Origin of the sequence: Bradyrhizobium sp., from assembly GCF_016219575.1 — a bacterium.
In the GTDB taxonomy this organism is placed as follows: Bacteria; Pseudomonadota; Alphaproteobacteria; order Rhizobiales; family Xanthobacteraceae; genus Bradyrhizobium.
Genome location: NZ_JACRMG010000015.1, coordinates 11,815 through 26,598, shown reverse-complemented (window position 1 = coordinate 26,598; position 14,784 = coordinate 11,815). Strand labels below are relative to the sequence as shown.

At 63.1% G+C, this 14,784-nt stretch carries 15 protein-coding genes; 6 read left to right on the top strand and 9 right to left on the bottom strand.

Annotation, left to right across the window (positions count from 1 at the left end):
• Nucleotides 1–19: 19 nt before the first annotated feature.
• Together HZB49_RS14090 and HZB49_RS14085 are read right to left on the bottom strand one after the other, a co-directional pair.
• Entirely contained in the window at nucleotides 20–1,252 is a 1,233-nt protein-coding gene (locus HZB49_RS14090; protein WP_291612315.1) for a flavin-dependent monooxygenase, read from the bottom strand.
• A gap of 19 nt (nucleotides 1,253–1,271) precedes the next feature.
• Entirely contained in the window at nucleotides 1,272–1,808 is a 537-nt protein-coding gene (locus HZB49_RS14085) for a flavin reductase family protein (RefSeq protein ID WP_291612313.1), read from the bottom strand.
• Between the two features lie 162 nt (nucleotides 1,809–1,970).
• Here HZB49_RS14085 and HZB49_RS14080 point away from each other — a divergent pair, with 162 nt between their 5' ends.
• The gene (locus tag HZB49_RS14080; RefSeq protein WP_291612312.1) at nucleotides 1,971–2,486 is read left to right on the top strand and encodes a MarR family transcriptional regulator; all 516 of its coding nucleotides are present in this window, start codon (nucleotides 1,971–1,973) and stop codon (nucleotides 2,484–2,486) included.
• A gap of 30 nt (nucleotides 2,487–2,516) precedes the next feature.
• On the opposite strand, the gene HZB49_RS14075 is transcribed toward HZB49_RS14080, so the two are convergent.
• From HZB49_RS14075 to HZB49_RS14065, 3 genes are all read right to left on the bottom strand, one after another.
• A complete protein-coding gene (locus tag HZB49_RS14075) occupies nucleotides 2,517–3,707 on the bottom strand; it encodes an efflux RND transporter periplasmic adaptor subunit (protein WP_291612310.1) in 1,191 nt (396 codons plus the stop codon).
• Nucleotides 3,708–3,829: 122 nt separating this feature from the next.
• Entirely contained in the window at nucleotides 3,830–4,498 is a 669-nt protein-coding gene (locus tag HZB49_RS14070) for an ABC transporter ATP-binding protein (protein ID WP_291612470.1), read from the bottom strand.
• A gap of 56 nt (nucleotides 4,499–4,554) precedes the next feature.
• Nucleotides 4,555–5,799: an ABC transporter permease gene (locus tag HZB49_RS14065; RefSeq protein ID WP_291612308.1), complete on the bottom strand. Its 1,245-nt coding sequence runs from the start codon at nucleotides 5,797–5,799 to the stop codon at nucleotides 4,555–4,557.
• A 148-nt stretch (nucleotides 5,800–5,947) separates the two neighbouring features.
• Here HZB49_RS14065 and HZB49_RS14060 point away from each other — a divergent pair, with 148 nt between their 5' ends.
• A complete protein-coding gene (locus tag HZB49_RS14060; protein WP_291612306.1) occupies nucleotides 5,948–6,961 on the top strand; it encodes a tetratricopeptide repeat protein in 1,014 nt (337 codons plus the stop codon).
• Nucleotides 6,962–7,057: 96 nt separating this feature from the next.
• On the opposite strand, the gene HZB49_RS14055 is transcribed toward HZB49_RS14060, so the two are convergent.
• On the bottom strand, nucleotides 7,058–7,558 hold the full coding sequence (locus tag HZB49_RS14055; RefSeq protein ID WP_291612304.1) for an ureidoglycolate lyase: 501 nt from the start codon (nucleotides 7,556–7,558) through the stop codon (nucleotides 7,058–7,060).
• A gap of 160 nt (nucleotides 7,559–7,718) precedes the next feature.
• Nucleotides 7,719–8,036, bottom strand: a complete 318-nt coding sequence (locus HZB49_RS14050; RefSeq protein ID WP_365857844.1) for a DUF3551 domain-containing protein — start codon at nucleotides 8,034–8,036, stop codon at nucleotides 7,719–7,721.
• Nucleotides 8,037–8,143: 107 nt separating this feature from the next.
• On the opposite strand from HZB49_RS14050, the gene HZB49_RS14045 reads away from it, so the two are divergent.
• The gene (locus HZB49_RS14045; protein WP_365857841.1) at nucleotides 8,144–8,305 is read left to right on the top strand and encodes a hypothetical protein; all 162 of its coding nucleotides are present in this window, start codon (nucleotides 8,144–8,146) and stop codon (nucleotides 8,303–8,305) included.
• 119 nt (nucleotides 8,306–8,424) lie between these two features.
• Here the strand turns inward: HZB49_RS14045 and HZB49_RS14040 are convergent, their stop codons facing one another.
• Nucleotides 8,425–9,225: a hypothetical protein gene (locus HZB49_RS14040; RefSeq protein ID WP_291612300.1), complete on the bottom strand. Its 801-nt coding sequence runs from the start codon at nucleotides 9,223–9,225 to the stop codon at nucleotides 8,425–8,427.
• A 186-nt stretch (nucleotides 9,226–9,411) separates the two neighbouring features.
• Between HZB49_RS14040 and HZB49_RS14035 the strand changes: the two genes are divergently transcribed.
• A complete protein-coding gene (locus tag HZB49_RS14035; RefSeq protein ID WP_291612298.1) occupies nucleotides 9,412–12,075 on the top strand; it encodes an alpha/beta hydrolase fold domain-containing protein in 2,664 nt (887 codons plus the stop codon).
• A gap of 65 nt (nucleotides 12,076–12,140) precedes the next feature.
• Here the strand turns inward: HZB49_RS14035 and HZB49_RS14030 are convergent, their stop codons facing one another.
• Nucleotides 12,141–12,629, bottom strand: a complete 489-nt coding sequence (locus HZB49_RS14030; protein ID WP_291612296.1) for a hypothetical protein — start codon at nucleotides 12,627–12,629, stop codon at nucleotides 12,141–12,143.
• A 377-nt stretch (nucleotides 12,630–13,006) separates the two neighbouring features.
• Between HZB49_RS14030 and HZB49_RS14025 the strand changes: the two genes are divergently transcribed.
• Both HZB49_RS14025 and HZB49_RS14020 read left to right on the top strand, forming a co-directional pair.
• Nucleotides 13,007–13,216, top strand: a complete 210-nt coding sequence (locus HZB49_RS14025; protein WP_291612294.1) for a cold-shock protein — start codon at nucleotides 13,007–13,009, stop codon at nucleotides 13,214–13,216.
• A gap of 209 nt (nucleotides 13,217–13,425) precedes the next feature.
• Nucleotides 13,426–14,595 (top strand): acyl-CoA desaturase, encoded by a 1,170-nt coding sequence (locus tag HZB49_RS14020; RefSeq protein ID WP_291612466.1) that lies wholly within the window; start codon nucleotides 13,426–13,428, stop codon nucleotides 14,593–14,595.
• Nucleotides 14,596–14,784 lie beyond the last annotated feature (189 nt).

Here is a 14,784-nt window from a genome sequence, read left to right as displayed (position 1 = left end):
TTCCTCCCGCGGTTCTCTTTCAGTATTGGCCTTGCGGCGTTAGCCCGAGCACCATCTGCCCGTACATGGTCCCGACCGCGTCCCAGTTCATGCTGATGTGGCGGCCGACCGCATTGGCATCGCGCCAGGCGCGCTGCACTGGATTGGCGAGGTCGAGGCCCAGCCCGCCGGTCGACGCGTTGAGCGCCTCGACCGCGCGAATGGCAAGGCCAACCGAGAAGGCCTGGCCGCGGCGGCTGGTGATCCTGTCCTCGACGGAAACCTCTATTCCGGCGCGCACTGTGCCGGCACGGTCGGCCAGATCGCGCAGCAAGGTGTGGCGCGCCGCGTCGACGGAAGCGGCAGCCTCCGCCACGCGCAGCTGGATGGTCGGAAACTCCGCCATCCTGTTGTTGCTGCCTGCAACCGCGCCGCGGGTCACTCGCTTGCTGGTGCGCGCGAGATAATCGTCCAGCGCACCGGCGGCAGCGCCGACCGCGATCGAGGCAAGACAAGACGGGATGTTGCACAGCATCGGGATAGAAAACGCGGGATTGCCGGCATAGATGCTTGCGCCGGGCGTCTGCCCACTGGTGGTCTCGGCAAAACCCAGGATGCGATGCGCGGGCACGAAGACGTCGTCGAGCACGAGCGTCTTGCTGCCGGTGCCGGCGAGCCCGACCACGTTCCAGGTGTCGTCGATGCTGTAGTCCGTGGCCTTCACCAGCAGGAACGCAGGCACGAGCTTGGTCTCGTCCGCCTCCGACGGCAACAGCGCCGCGCACAGGGACCATTGCGCATTGTCGCACCCAGAGGCGAACGCCCAGCGACCGGTCAGGCGCCAGCCGCCGTCCGCGCTCACCGCTTTCGCCGCCGGCGCATAGGAGCCGCAGGCGACCGCATCCGGATTGTCGTCCCAGACGTCGCGCTGCGCCGCTTCCGGGAAACCCGCGATCAGCCATTGATGCGCCGCGAGCAGACCGGCGACCCATGCGGTCGAGGCGCAGGATTTGGCCAGCTCGATGTTGAGGTCCACCAGCACGTCGAAATCATGCTCGTAGCCGCCGAAGCGCGCCGGTTTGACGATGTCGAAATAGCCGATGGCGCGGAGCGCTGCGATATTCTCCGCCGGGACGCGGCACGCTCGTTCCGTCGCCAGCGCGCGCGCCTCTATCTGGGGGCGCAGGCTTGCAAGCCGCGACTTCAATTCTGCGACGTCGGGGCGCGACGGTGCTTCGATGGCGTGTCGCTTGCGCTGTGCACTCGTGGCCATTTCCATCTCCTCTAGAAATTCAGTGATTGACGGCGCCGGCCTTGCAGGACGTCTGTCCCGCTGCTGCGCCTGCGAAGCAGTAGGTCGCGTCCTGATAGATCAGCGGCTCGATCGGATCGCACATGTTCACGGAATGCGCCTCGCCGATGAAAATCGTGTGCGTGCCGTAGGGAACGGCGGCAACCTTGCGGCAGAACACGTTGATCTGCGCGTCGGCGAGATAGTTCACGCCGTCAGTCGAAGTCAGCCATTTGCCCTGCGCGAAGCGCGCTTCCGGCGCCACCGCGCCCGAGAACGCGGAGGAGAGTTCGGCCTGGTCGCGGCGCAGCACGTTTACGCAGAAATGCCGGCCGTGCAGCATGATGTCGTGGAGCAGCGTCGTGCGGTTGATGCAGGCGATCAGCGACGGCGGGTCGAGCGAGAGCGAGGTGACGGCAGTTGCCGTCATGCCGTGGCGGCGGCCCTGATCCGCCGACGTTATGACCGTGACTGCGGCGGGAAAACGCCGCATCGCGAGCTTGAAGGAAGCCTTCAGCTCCTCGGACGTCATCGCCATGACTTCCTCCTACCCAAAGTGATTATTAATTGCAGCTAGAATAATTGCATTTGCAAATGTCTGTCAATGGAAAAATTGCAAATGCAAATTTCGTTTGGAGGCGGCGCCCGAATCCGGCTAGTGTCGCCGCGCAATTGTTGCATCGAGATGGACGGCAAGCCCTTGTACAGACTGACCTATGCCTTCCCCTATCTGCTCAACCGGGTTGGCGTCCGGATGGGAGAATTGTTCTCCCGGCGGATCGCCGGCTACGACGTCACGCTACCGATGTACCGCGTCATGGCGGCGCTCTGGGAGACGCCTGACCAGCGGCTGGGCGATCTCGCCGCGATGACATCGATCGAGGTGTCGACGCTGTCGCGCCTGATCGGCACGATGAAGCGCAAGGGCCTGGTTTCGCGCACGCGGCTGAAGGACAACGCGCGCACGGTTGCGATCAATCTCACGGCAAAGGGAAAGACGCTGGTCGAAGAGCTGATTCCGATCGCGATACATTTCGAGGAAGTCGCCGTGCGCGATTTCTCATCGAAGGAAATCGCCGAGCTGAAGGCCACGCTCGGCAAAATCTATACGAGTCTCGACACAATCGAGCCCGAGATCACGGAAGCCAACGCCAAGGTAGACGCCAAGGCAGGTGTCGGCCGGCGCCGCGCCGACCGCACGAGCAGCGGAGCCTAACCGCGCGCGGCTGCAGCGCTGGCCGCGCTGCTATTGTCGCGACGCTTCCCGGCGAGCATCATTCACAATGCTCTCCATGTGCGCAGACAAGGCGGACGCGATCGACTGATCGATCTGGCTGTCCTTGTCGCCATCCCTGCTTGCCGTTCCGTCCGCTTCGCGCGGCTTGACGGACGAGTCGTCCGCGGCGCGGGTAGCCGCAGGTTCCGGCTTCGGCGGGTTCTCGATCCGCACCCGGGCGCCGTCCGCCAGTTCCTTCCGCGCCGGCACGAGGAGCATCGTTCCCGGCGAGATGCCTCCGGTCACTTCCGTCGCACGGGAGCCGCGAACACCCGTTGAAACAGGGACGCGCTTGACCTCGCCATCACGTACGACCTGCACAGCGCCGCCCAGGATCGCTTCATTGGGAACGACGACAGCGGAGGGATTTTCCCGGAAGATGATGTTCACCTCCACGTTCATGCCGATTCTGAGCGGGGTATCGGACGGCAAGCGCAGATACACGCGGAACGACTTCTTGGTCGGATCGCCTTTGGGTGTGATCTGGGAGACCGTGGCGCGCATCGCCTGGTTGGCAAACGCTTCATTGGTCAAGAGCCCCGTCTGGCCCGTGGTGACGTGCATGATATCTTCTTCGTTTATCTCGGCCACGACCTGCAACGGCGATGCGGTTCCCACCCAGAACAGCACATCCGTCGGGCCAACGATCTCGCCGACCTCGCCGTCGCGGCGCAACACCATGCCGTCCATCGGCGCGCGAAGCACCAGCGTCTCGATTCGGCTCTTTTGAACGGATATCCGGGAGCTGGACTCCTCGATGGCGGTCCTGCGCTGCTCGAGTTCAGCTTTCGGGCGATCATCCTTATCCGCCCGGTCGAGATCCCTGATGAGCTGTTGGTGCCGCGCTTCCAGCTCCTTCAGCTGGCCGGTTTCCTCTGCGTCGTCCTGCTGTCCAAGAACCTGTCCCCGCTTGACCACAGAGCCTTCGCAATGACAGACGTGAACGAGACGGCGTCGCTGGGCCGGCACGACCTTCGCCCATTGCAAGGGCTCGACAGTCCCGCTCCCGTAGACGAATTCGGATACCGGCGCGAGCACGGCAGTCCCGACTTTCACAAGCGGCGGACGCCCATAGCGGTAGTAATAAGCGCCTCCTCCCGCGCCCGTCAGGACGATGAGGATCGCAAGCCAGCGAATTGCCTTTTTGGCGGTCTGCCGCATTCCACCAGTCCCGGTACCGGCCGCTGCGCATGGGCTGCCGCGAGGCAACCAAATCCGCCGGATCGCTCAATCTTACCCAGGCAGGGCATTCCGGCTTGAGGCAGATCAACGAGCCGCGCCGGCTAGGCGCGCGCGATTTGCGCAGCAGGGGCTTTCGCGCGCTCATTGACGAGCGCCTCGGCGATCTTCCCGTCCACGACGCTGACCCGGCGATCGGCGCGCGCAGCCAGACTGACGTCGTGGGTGACGACGATCACCGTCCTGCCGCTGTTAGCCACGTCACGCAGAATCGCAAACACCTGATCGGTCGATGCCGTATCGAGGTTTCCCGTGGGCTCATCCGCCATGATGATCGTTGGATCGTTGGCCAGCGCGCGGGCGATCGCAACTCTCTGGCGCTGTCCTCCCGACAGCTGATTCGGCTTTCGCGCCAGCTGCTCGCCGAGGCCCAGCGAAGTCAGCAGCGTCGCTGCCTTCTCGCGCATCTCGTCCATCGACAACCGGCCGAGTGTTCGCATGGGCAGCATGACGTTCTCGAGCGCCGTGAACTCCGGCAACAGGAAATGAAACTGGAACACGAACCCCAGCGTGGACAAACGCAGTTCGGCACGTTCCGAATCCGACATCGCGGAGGTGGGCTGCCCGCAGATGAAGATTTCCCCCTCGGTCGGCGCATCGAGCAGACCCATGAGGTAGAGCAGCGAAGACTTGCCGGATCCCGAAGGACCCGTGATGGCGAGAAACTCTCCCTTTGCCACCGCCAGATCGATGCCGTTGACGATGGCGGCCATCCCGTCACCGCTCTCGACGCGCCTGACAAGACCGACCGTTTGCACCACGATTTCGGTCACGATGCGCCACGTATGATATCTACCGGATGGACCCGGCTGGCCTTGCGCGCAGGCAGGAAGGCCGACATCAGGCAACATCCGAGAGTGATCAGGCCGATGACCGCGTAGTGCGTCGGAGAATAGTAAATAGCGATCGACTGGACTCCCTCCGTGATCGGATTCGAGTACTTGATCTGCGACATGGCCAGACACAGCAGGTATCCAATACCCCACCCGACGGGAACGCCGACGAGCCCGATGATACCCGCCTCGACGATGAAGATGCCCTGCACCAGGCCCTCCTTCATGCCGAGCGACTTCATGATTGCGATGTCGTTCCGCTTTTCGTTGGTGATGGTCGATATGATGCTGTAGATCGCGAAAGTGGATGCAAGCAGCATTGCCGCCATGATGACGTTTGTTATCGTTTCCTGGACCTTGAAGGTGGAGAGCAGGTCCGCGTTGGCCTCCTGCCAGGGTATTGCCCGATATCCGGTCTGTCCCTGGATCTGATCCGCAAGCTCCCGCGCGCCAAATGCATCGTCGAGCTGTATTCGCATTTCGTTGACCAGATCGGGCTGTCCGGCGAGCATCTGCGCAGTACGCATCAGGCTGTAGATGCGCCGCTCGTCGACGTCGCGCACACCCGACCGATAGATCCCCACCACGGGTGAGGAAACCGGCATTCCGCTCCCCGGTGTGATTGTCAGGGTGCTGCCGACGCGCGCTCCGATCTTTGTCGCAAGGGTTTGACCGATGATGACGGCGTTGGAGCCCCTGGCCAGATCGTAGATGGTGCCGCCGAGCATCTGGCTCGCGAGCTTTGACACCGACTCTTCCTGGCGCGGGTCAATGCCGGTCACCGTCACCCCGAAGCGGGCGCTTCCGGAGTTGACCATTGCAGTGACCTTGACCGAAGGCGTGATTGCGCCGGGCAACCATGGCCTGAGCGAGGACAGCACCAGATTGGCGTTGGAGATTCCGGCCCGCTTGTCGGCCGCGGTGAAGCCCGACCGCTGCGCAGCGCCATAGAGTTGCTCGGCAGGCTGAAGCGCGGTGGAGGTGCGCTCGTCCGTGATGGTGATGTGGGGCATCGCGTCGATCAGCGTACTGACGAAACGCCTCTGGTTCCCCTGCATGACGCCGGCGATCATGATGGTGAAACCCACGCCGGTCGCAACCCCGATGATTCCGATCAGGGTTTGCCGCAAGCGCGTTGTCACGTGCGCCCAAGCGATGAAGAAGAGAGGTCCGGTACCCATCTGGTTTTGCGCCCAAAGGTGACACGACAATTGTCTTGACGCGTGGGCTTCCTGCCTTGCGGTAGATCAAAATACCGCTGGCATCCGGGTTCTAATTTGGGTCTTTCTGGCCGCCATTCCCGCAGCGAGGTCGAGAAGAGACGTCTGGATGCTTAGGGCTCTCGCATTATCCCTGCTCATCGTGCTTTCGACCACGCGTATCTCTGTCGGGGGCCTGATTGCGAGCAACAAGTCCGACGTCGAGATGACGGCCAACTATCTGCGTCTGGCGAAGCAGGGAAACATCAAGGCTGAATTCTACCTGGGCGCGCTCTACGCCAACGGCGTCGGCGTGGCGCAGTCCGATACCGAGTCGTTTCGCTGGTTCCTGTCCGCGGCCGAGCACGGCCATTCGCAGGCGCGCATCATCGTGGGCGCAATGTACGCCGTAGGCAGAGGGGTCGGCAAAAGCAACGTCGAAGCCTACAAGTGGGCGTCGGTTGCCGCCACGACGGCGAAGTCCGAGGAAGACCGGGAACGCGCACGGCAGCTGCTCGAGATGCTGCCTGGCCGGATGACGACCGCCGAACTTGCCGAGGGCAAGCGGCTTGCCCAGCCACTGCTGTCCGCAGGCGGGCCATCGGCTGCAATTGTGCCGGCAAGACCCGCGGTGGCGACCGCGCGGCAATACGGCGCCGAATACGACAGGCTGACGGAGGCGATCAACGCCGCCCCGCAGGGTGCGGATGTCTTCTACAAGCGGGGCAATATTCTGGCACAGCAGCGGGAATACGAACTTGCCGGCCAGGATTTCAGCCGCGCGGTCGAACTCGATCCGGGACATGCGCAGGCATTCAACAACCGCTGCTGGGTGAACATGATTGTTGGCCACAGCCAGCTGGCGATCACCGACTGCGACCAGGCGCTCCGCCTCAAGCCGCAATACCCCGATGCTCTCGACAGCCGCGGCCTTGCCAATCTGAAGCTGGACCATCCTGATCGTGCCATTGCAGATTTCGATGCCGCGCTACGATTGAAGCCCGGGCTCGCGACCTCCCTTTATGGCCGTGGCCTCGCGCACAAGCGGAAGGGAGAGAGGAGAGCCGCACGGGCCGACATGGATGCGGCGATCAAGATCAATCCCGACGTTCAGCGTGAGCTCGAGACTTACGGAATCAAGTGAGCGCCTGCTGCCTGCGGCACGAGCGCGCCAATTCCGGGCCCGGCCCGGATGCATGATTGCCTTCCGGGAACATAGGGCCCATGCCCTCTGCGGGCATTATTCGGCATCGGCTGCGAGAGCAAGCCAGTCCGCTTCTGCCAGCCTGATCTCCTCGAGATTGTCGCCGGCGCCCTTGCGGTCGACGACAAGGAAGGGGCTCGCATCCGCGATGACCAGCAGCGGGTGATGCCAGATGTTGCGCGCATAGTTGACGCCCTGCCGCCCCGAGGCGGAGAACGCGCGGTAGCTTGCGGGCGCGCGGGGATCGGCGCAAACCACGACCAGCCAAGGCTGCTCGTTCAGCGGCATGAACAGCTGGCTGCCCAGCGGGTGCCGTTCCATGAGCTTGATGAGAATCGGGCCCGGTCGCACTGAACCCGAAAAGAGGCTGATGTTGACCGCCCCGCCCTCCGCGGCCACGTGGATATGCGCGAGGTCGTCGAAGCGCTGCGCGAAGCCGTCATTGATCAGCTTCGGCTTTGCGTCGCGGGTTTCTATCACCTCGCCGAACGGCGCAAAGGCCGCTTTGGTCAAGGGTGCAATCGAAAGCGTCAGCATGACCTGTTGATCCAGCCAGCCGCGGCGACAAGCCCGCCGCGGCTGTTCTTTAGCACGATCTTCTCCGAGAACCGGTTGCACTTTGCCTTGCCGCGGCGCCCGCCGAGGCAGGTCAGCCCAGGCCTGAGGAAAACTTCAAGCGGCGAACCGGCAAGGCGCACTATCGCGCCTGCCGCCAGCCCTGGCGCTTACCGGGCGCGCCCGCGAAATACGGATTGACGATGCACTGCGCCGCGCCGCCCGACGCCGAGAGGCGGCACTGCTCCATCGACGTGTAGCTGCATGAGATGTAGCCACCGTTGATGTCGTACGTCTGCAGGCAGACCGGGTAGGCCGGATCGTAGGTCTGGGCCCGGGCTGGCGAAGCCGCCATCATCGCGGCAATCGTCGCAACCAGCACCGCCATCATGCGCATCGCAATCTCCCCGGGTTTCTCGGATGCAGTTAAGCCCAGCTTAACATTCATTTCAACGTTCATGCGATGACGCGCGCTCGTGCGTTTCAGGAACCCGTCCTGGCGCGTATAATCGCGCCATGGCCAACAGCATATGGACAACAGAGCAATTCACCTGCCCCAGTTGCGGCATGAACTATACCGCAACCAGGGAAGCGCTGAACAACAAGCGTTCCGGAAGCTTCGCCTGCATCGTCTGCGACGCCGAAGTTCACAGATGGTCCGGCCGCCACGACTTTTTCGACTGGACGGCTCAAAGGATGGCCTCGCCCGTGTTCGGCCGGAAGCGCTGACACGCGCAAGCGGAAGCCTGGAGCATTTTCGGCTCTGATGAATCAGAACCGAAGCTCTCGCTTCTTGACTTGGCGCGCTTTCTTCACGCTAACCGGTACCCATTCCGCTTGAAGACGCTCTAGTTGCCGACGAACTTCATCCACCTGTCCAGCTGCGACGCGGGCAGCGCGCCCCTCTCCTGTTCCAGCTCGGCCGTGCGTTTGGTGGCGGCCGCCATCGCGACTGATGCGGCGTTGTAGCTGTCCGCGGTCGGCTGCAGGCGAAAGATGAACTGGCCGTTGGTTACCTTGTAGGAGCCGAATTCCCTGACCAGCAGCGCGGCGCATTTTTCGTAGGCGCTGTAATATTCCGTGCGCGCCGCCAGCGTCCTGGAGGCGAGCGCCGCGATATCCGCGTGTTGCGCATCGGCTGCGGCCATGAATCTCTTGACCGTATCGCTTTCGACGCCGAGCGCGCGGGCGCCGCTTTCCAGCTCGCCCCGCCGGGCCTTGATCAGCGCGGCGATGCGGGACGTGAGGGCGGAGACGTTGCCTTCCGCGGTCTTGAGGTCGCGGCGCAGCGCATCGAGATCGCTGCGGCTCGCCGCCGTCAGGTTGACGGGCCGTGCGAGCGCCGCGGGCGCGGCCTCGTCCAGCAGTTTTCGCATGGCGGCATCGAGGGCTTCCGAATCCTCCCTCGCCAGCGCCACCAGCTTGAGAATTCGGTTCGAAGGGTATCGCTTGAGCGCCTGCTCCAGTTGCCCGGGATCGTCGACATCGCGCAGCGCGGCCCGGCTTTCCCCGACCATCGCCGATTCCTGATACCGCGCCAAATCGCCGAGGAAGACGAGTGCGGCGAGGCAGGCGACCGCAAAGATGCCGAGCAGGATGAGCGGCAGTCGTCCGGGCTTCTTCTCCTTCCGATCCGCAAATGTCGTCACACCGCCAACTCCCGATCGTGCAGTCATCTTGTACATCGCTTTGCCGCGCTTGGCGATTTCGGCGGCTCACCGGCGAACGTCGGCGCATCGCGCAAATTAATTCTCGCCTCACGCTTTGCCATTTCCATGACAAAGGCGGGGCGTAGCGATAACCTCGCCACAACCAGAACGAAGGGGAGGATTGGCATGCCAGAGGCAGTGGTCGCATCGCGTGCTTCGAACGCGACGGGCAGCGCAACAACGCAACAGGTCGACGTCGCCGTGGTCGGCGCCGGATTTGCCGGCCTCTATCTTCTGCATCGCCTGCGCAAGGCGGGTTTCTCGGCTGTCGCGCTGGACGAAGCAAGCGACGTCGGCGGCACCTGGTACTGGAACCGCTATCCCGGCGCGCGCTGCGACATCCAGACCATCGATTACAGCTATTCCTTCGATCCGGAGCTGGAGAAGGCCTGGAAGTGGTCGGAGAAATACGCCACGCAGCCGGAAATCCTGCGCTATCTCGGCTTCGTCGCCGACCGCTATGACCTCAGGCGCGACATCCGCTTCGGCACCAAGGTCGTCTCTGCGACCTGGGATCAGTCCGCCGGACGCTGGCAGATCGCGACCGACAAAGGTGCAAGCGTTTCCTGCCGCCATTACATCATGGCAACCGGCTGCCTCTCCACGCCAAAGCCGCCGGAGATCGACGGCGTCAAGGACTTCAAGGGCGAGGTCCATTTCAGCGGGCGCTGGCCGCATGACGGCGTCAAGCTCGCAGGCAAGCGCGTCGCCGTGATCGGCACGGGATCGTCGGGCATCCAGGCGATCCCGATCATCGCCGAACAGGCCGCACAACTGACCGTGTTCCAGCGCACGCCGAACTTTGCGCTACCCGCCCACAACGGCGCACCGCCGGCCGAGCGCCTGGCTGCGCTCGAAGGCGACCGTGCCGCCTATCGCGAGCAGGCGCGCCAGTCGATGGCCGGCGTGCCATGGCCGCACAACACGGTGGTAAGCTGGCAACTGACCGACGCCGAGCGCCGCGAGCGGTTTGAAACCGCATGGGCCGCCGGAGACCTCGTCTATATTCTCAGCCAGCTCTGGGCCGATCAGGGCGTCGACGTCGATGGCAACAAGCTCGTCGCCGACCTGATCCGTGAAAAGATCCGTAGCGTCGTGAAGGATCCCGAGACCGCCGAAGAGCTGAGCCCGCACGATCATCCGTTCGGCGCCAAGCGTCCCTGCCTCGATACCAATTACTACGCTACCTACAACCGCCCCAACGTCACGCTGGTGAATTTGCGCTCCGAACCGATCAAGGCAATCACCGCCACGGGCATCACCACCGACAAGCGCAGCTTCGACGTCGACGTCATCGTGTTTGCGACCGGTTTCGACGCCATGACCGGCGCCATCATGGCCGTGCATCCCATCACCGGCCGCGACGGCAAGGCACTGTCCGACATCTGGAAGAACGGCCCGCAGACCTATCTCGGCCTCACCGTCGCGGGCTTCCCCAATTTCTTCATGATCACCGGACCGGGCTCGCCCTCCGTGCTGTCGAACATGGCGGTCTCGATCGAGCAACATGTCGACTGGGTGGTCGAGCGGATCGCGGCGTTGCGCGAGGCCGGCTTCACCGCCATCGAGGCGACCGAGACGGCGCAAGCGGGCTGGGCGCAGCACATGGCCGATTGCGCGGCGCTGACGCTGCATCGGCTGGCCAACACCTGGTACACGGGCGCCAACGTGCCCGGCAAGGCGCAGGGCGTGATGCCCTACACCGGCGGGGTCGGCCCCTATCGCAGCATCTGCAATGAAGTCGTCGCGCGCGGCATGCTGGGCTTCCGCCTCACCGGCCCGAATGTCGCCGCGCAATGCAACGACGGCGAAGTGGTGCGCCTTCAGCCGGACGTTCGCCTGGTGCTCGGCCTCCTTGCGTCGCTGAACCTGCCGCCGATCGAGACAATGGGCGCGCAGGGCGCACGTGACTTCGTCAACGAGTTCAACAAGGGCCGCCCCTTCGGCCGGCGCGTCGGCGAGGTCGGCGACGGCGTGCTGATGGGCGCCGACGGGCCGCTGCCGTACAAGCTGTACCGGCCGGCAACACCGGGGCCGCATCCGGTCCTGGTCTATTTCCACGGCGGCGGCTGGGTGCTCGGCGACCAGCAATCCGACGATCCCTTCTGCCGCGACATGTGCCGGCGCACCGACATGGTCATCGTCAGCGTCGGCTATCGCCATGCGCCCGAGCATCGCTTCCCGGCGGCCGCGGAAGACGGCTATGCCGCGACGCGCTGGATCGCCGATCACATTGCCGAGCTCGGCGGCAAGCCGGGACCGCTGCTGGTCGCCGGCTGGAGCGCCGGCGGCAATATCGCCGCCGTCACCTGCCAGCTCGCGCGCGACCGCGGCGGGCCCGAGATCGCGGGACAATTGCTGGTATGCCCGGTCACCGACTGCAGCTTCGACCGCCCGTCCTACATCGACAACGCGGCCAACTATTTCCTGACCCGCGGGCTGATGTTCTGGTTCTGGGATCTTTACTGCTCGCCGGCCGACCGCACCGATCCGCGCGTCTCGCCGCTGCGCGGCAAGCTCGAAGGCCTGCCGCCGGCCTTCGTGACGACCTGCGAGTTCGATCCGCTGCGCGACGAAGGCGTCGCCTATGCGGAAGCGATGGCTCAGGCCGGCGTGCCCGTGGAGCAGCTCAAGGCGCGCGGCCATTTCCACTCGTCCTTCACCATGGTCGATGTGGTGATCACCGCCGTTCCCGGACGCATCAGGATGGCCGAAGCGCTGCGGCGCTTTGCGGGGCTACCGCCGGAAGTGAAAATGCCGCCGCAGAAGCTGGAAGCGGCCGCGAGCTAGAGGCAACCCGGCTGCCGCTGCGCCAGGCCGTGGCGCAGCGGCTGATGCCGTCAGCACGGCCATGGTCAGGAATTGGCTCTGCGGGTATCGAGCAGTTCCTGCGCGAGCTGCACGCTCCGGGGCATTCCGGCCTTGTCTGTCCACAAGGGATGGGTCGTCTCCAGCGATAGAGGCACGTGATTCTTCTCGACGAGGACTGCGCTCGCAAGACGTTCCCCGAGCTGCGAAATCACCTTCTCCTTCGCGGTTTCGGTTTTCGCTTCCTTCTCGGCTTTTTCGGCCGCTTGAACCCGTTTGGCCTGCACGCCAAGCAATGCGCCTGCGGCCGCGAATGCAGCGGCTTCAATGGAGTGGAATATGACCAGATTGCGCGCCCATTTTGTTTCCGCGTCGTCGATGTGAACCCAAAGGAACCACAGCCCTCCGACCCAAAGGACAATCAGTCCAATTGCTATGACCGTACCCATGGCACCGAGAGCCTTGGGGGGATCGTCCTTGGCCGGTTTCCCGTCGCTGTTTCCGGTGGCACTGGCTGGCGTTACGACCTGGCTCATTGTTGCTCCCCATCGCTTGAGTGAACAACCGAGAATTGCACAACATTTGCATTGCTTCCAGAGCGTATGCCGGTCGAACGGAGCCTGGTTCAGCCCTTCTTTCTAATACGGGAAATGACCACCGGTAACGGCAGCCAGAAAGTTGGTTCCTTATCCCCAAATGCGCACGATTCGGTGCGGTCGCGATGGTTGCGACCGGAAAACCACTTGCGGAATGATCCGGCAACAGCCATGTATGAACAATCGAGTTTCGGCCGAAAGACTTGGCCTCGCCGCTGACAGCGCGCCTGACTGACGACCTTCCCTTGAATTCGAGCAAGCTCGCCGCGCTCTCGAGCGCGGGTCCAGACACCTTATTATCCTCAAGGACGATCCCAATGAATACGGGAACTGTGAAGTGGTTTAACAGCCAAAAGGGTTTCGGCTTCATTCAGCCGGACCAGGGAGGCCAGGATGTTTTCGTTCATATCAGCGCGGTTGAACGCGCCGGCATGAGCACCCTCAACGAGGGACAGAAAGTTTCCTTTGAAGTCGTTGCAGACCGCCGGACCGGCAAGTCTGCGGCGGAAAATCTGCGCGCCGCGTAAGCTGCCGCGATCGGTGCTATGTTGCTTTGACCACGGATGTACTGGCAAAGCTTCTGGTTTCGCGACCCCGCGACCGGTTTACCGGCGCGGGGTCTTTTCATAAATCGGTGCGCGATGCCTGCCGGAAACCCGGCTGTCTGCTAGCCCGTGATTGAAGGCAACTGAGCGTGTCTGACAACATCGATCAAGACCAGGAACACGACGACATCATGTATCCGCACGTCGTCCCGTTCCTGCTGGTCCACGCAGGATGCGTCGCGGCGATCTGGTCAGGCGTCTCCTGGCAAGCGATTGCGATCTGCGCGGTTCTATACTGGCTGCGCATGTTTGCGATCGGTGCCGGGTATCATCGGTACTTCTCACATCGCGCTTACGCGACGAGCCGGGTATTTCAGTTCCTCCTTGCATTCCTTGCCCAGAGCAGCGCTCAAAAAAGCGTACTGTGGTGGGCCGCGAAACACCGACATCATCATTTGCATTCAGATACCGAGGAGGATGTGCATTCACCGCGGCACAAGGGCTTCGTGTACAGTCATGTCGGCTGGATCTTCCATCGACGGCACGATGCAACCGATCTGGTGAAAGTGTCGGATTTTGCCTCGTATCCGGAGTTGATGTTGCTGCACAAGTTCGAGATCCTGCCGGCGCTCGCGGTCGCGGGTCTCTGCTTCCTCATTGCCGGATGGTCGGGGCTCGTGGTCGGCTTCCTCTGGAGTACGGTGCTTCTGTATCACGCAACGTTTTGCATCAACTCCCTCGCACATGTTCACGGACGCAAGCGGTATGTCACGGGCGATGACTCCCGCAACAACTGGCTGCTGGCCGTGTTTACGATGGGTGAAGGCTGGCACAACAATCATCACGCCTACCAGAGCAGCGCCCGGCAGGGCTTCCGCTGGTGGGAGATCGATGTGACCTATTATATCCTGATGGCCTTGTCCTGGCTCGGGATTGTCTGGGATGTAAGGATGCCGCCAGAGCCGGTTCTGCGCAATGAGCAGCGGTTGGGATCGCGAGTGGTAAGGCGAACGGCTGAGCAGCTTGCTCGACGATTCAATCCCGAAAACATCGCGCTGGCCATCAGATCTTCCGTCCATGAGACCGAACTGTCGGTGCGGGACGCGCTTTTTCTGTTGCAGCATCGGGCCGACTTGCGTCTGGCCAACATGCCGACCCGCGACCAGCTGCTGGCTGAAGCCCAGAGCATGTTCGCCAAGACGATATCCCTGGACGAGATCGTCGACCGTGCATATGAACTCCTGGTCGAATCCGTGTGCTTGCTTCTGGTCGTTCCGCCTCCGATGGTCGGTGCAGTTGCAAAATCCCAGGCGAACGCTGGCATTTACCTCGGCGCATCCCCACATAGATTAGATGGCTAACTGGCGAAAATCGAACACGCGGGAACCGCCGAGGACGAAGGCTGAACTCCGCCAGATGCTGACCGAGGCCGTCCGCAACACGCCCAGCCCGGACCAGGGGCCAAAGCACCCGGCAAAAGCCGAAGGGGTTGCGGTTGGAGCGCCCGGCGTCGATTAGATCTCCCGCGCTCACTCCCGGCGGTCAGCTCA

Coding starts and splice junctions, on each gene's coding strand:
- HZB49_RS14035 (WP_291612298.1), top strand. CDS start 9,412: ATGCCAGAGGCAGTGGTCGCATCGCGTGCTTCGAACGCGACGGGCAGC.
- HZB49_RS14050 (WP_365857844.1), bottom strand. CDS start 8,036: ATGAACGTTGAAATGAATGTTAAGCTGGGCTTAACTGCATCCGAGAAA.
- HZB49_RS14075 (WP_291612310.1), bottom strand. CDS start 3,707: ATGCGGCAGACCGCCAAAAAGGCAATTCGCTGGCTTGCGATCCTCATC.
- HZB49_RS14070 (WP_291612470.1), bottom strand. CDS start 4,498: ATGGCCGCCATCGTCAACGGCATCGATCTGGCGGTGGCAAAGGGAGAG.
- HZB49_RS14090 (WP_291612315.1), bottom strand. CDS start 1,252: ATGGCCACGAGTGCACAGCGCAAGCGACACGCCATCGAAGCACCGTCG.
- HZB49_RS14030 (WP_291612296.1), bottom strand. CDS start 12,629: ATGAGCCAGGTCGTAACGCCAGCCAGTGCCACCGGAAACAGCGACGGG.
- HZB49_RS14045 (WP_365857841.1), top strand. CDS start 8,144: ATGAACTATACCGCAACCAGGGAAGCGCTGAACAACAAGCGTTCCGGA.
- HZB49_RS14085 (WP_291612313.1), bottom strand. CDS start 1,808: ATGGCGATGACGTCCGAGGAGCTGAAGGCTTCCTTCAAGCTCGCGATG.
- HZB49_RS14065 (WP_291612308.1), bottom strand. CDS start 5,799: ATGGGTACCGGACCTCTCTTCTTCATCGCTTGGGCGCACGTGACAACG.
- HZB49_RS14055 (WP_291612304.1), bottom strand. CDS start 7,558: ATGCTGACGCTTTCGATTGCACCCTTGACCAAAGCGGCCTTTGCGCCG.
- HZB49_RS14060 (WP_291612306.1), top strand. CDS start 5,948: ATGCTTAGGGCTCTCGCATTATCCCTGCTCATCGTGCTTTCGACCACG.
- HZB49_RS14025 (WP_291612294.1), top strand. CDS start 13,007: ATGAATACGGGAACTGTGAAGTGGTTTAACAGCCAAAAGGGTTTCGGC.
- HZB49_RS14020 (WP_291612466.1), top strand. CDS start 13,426: ATGTATCCGCACGTCGTCCCGTTCCTGCTGGTCCACGCAGGATGCGTC.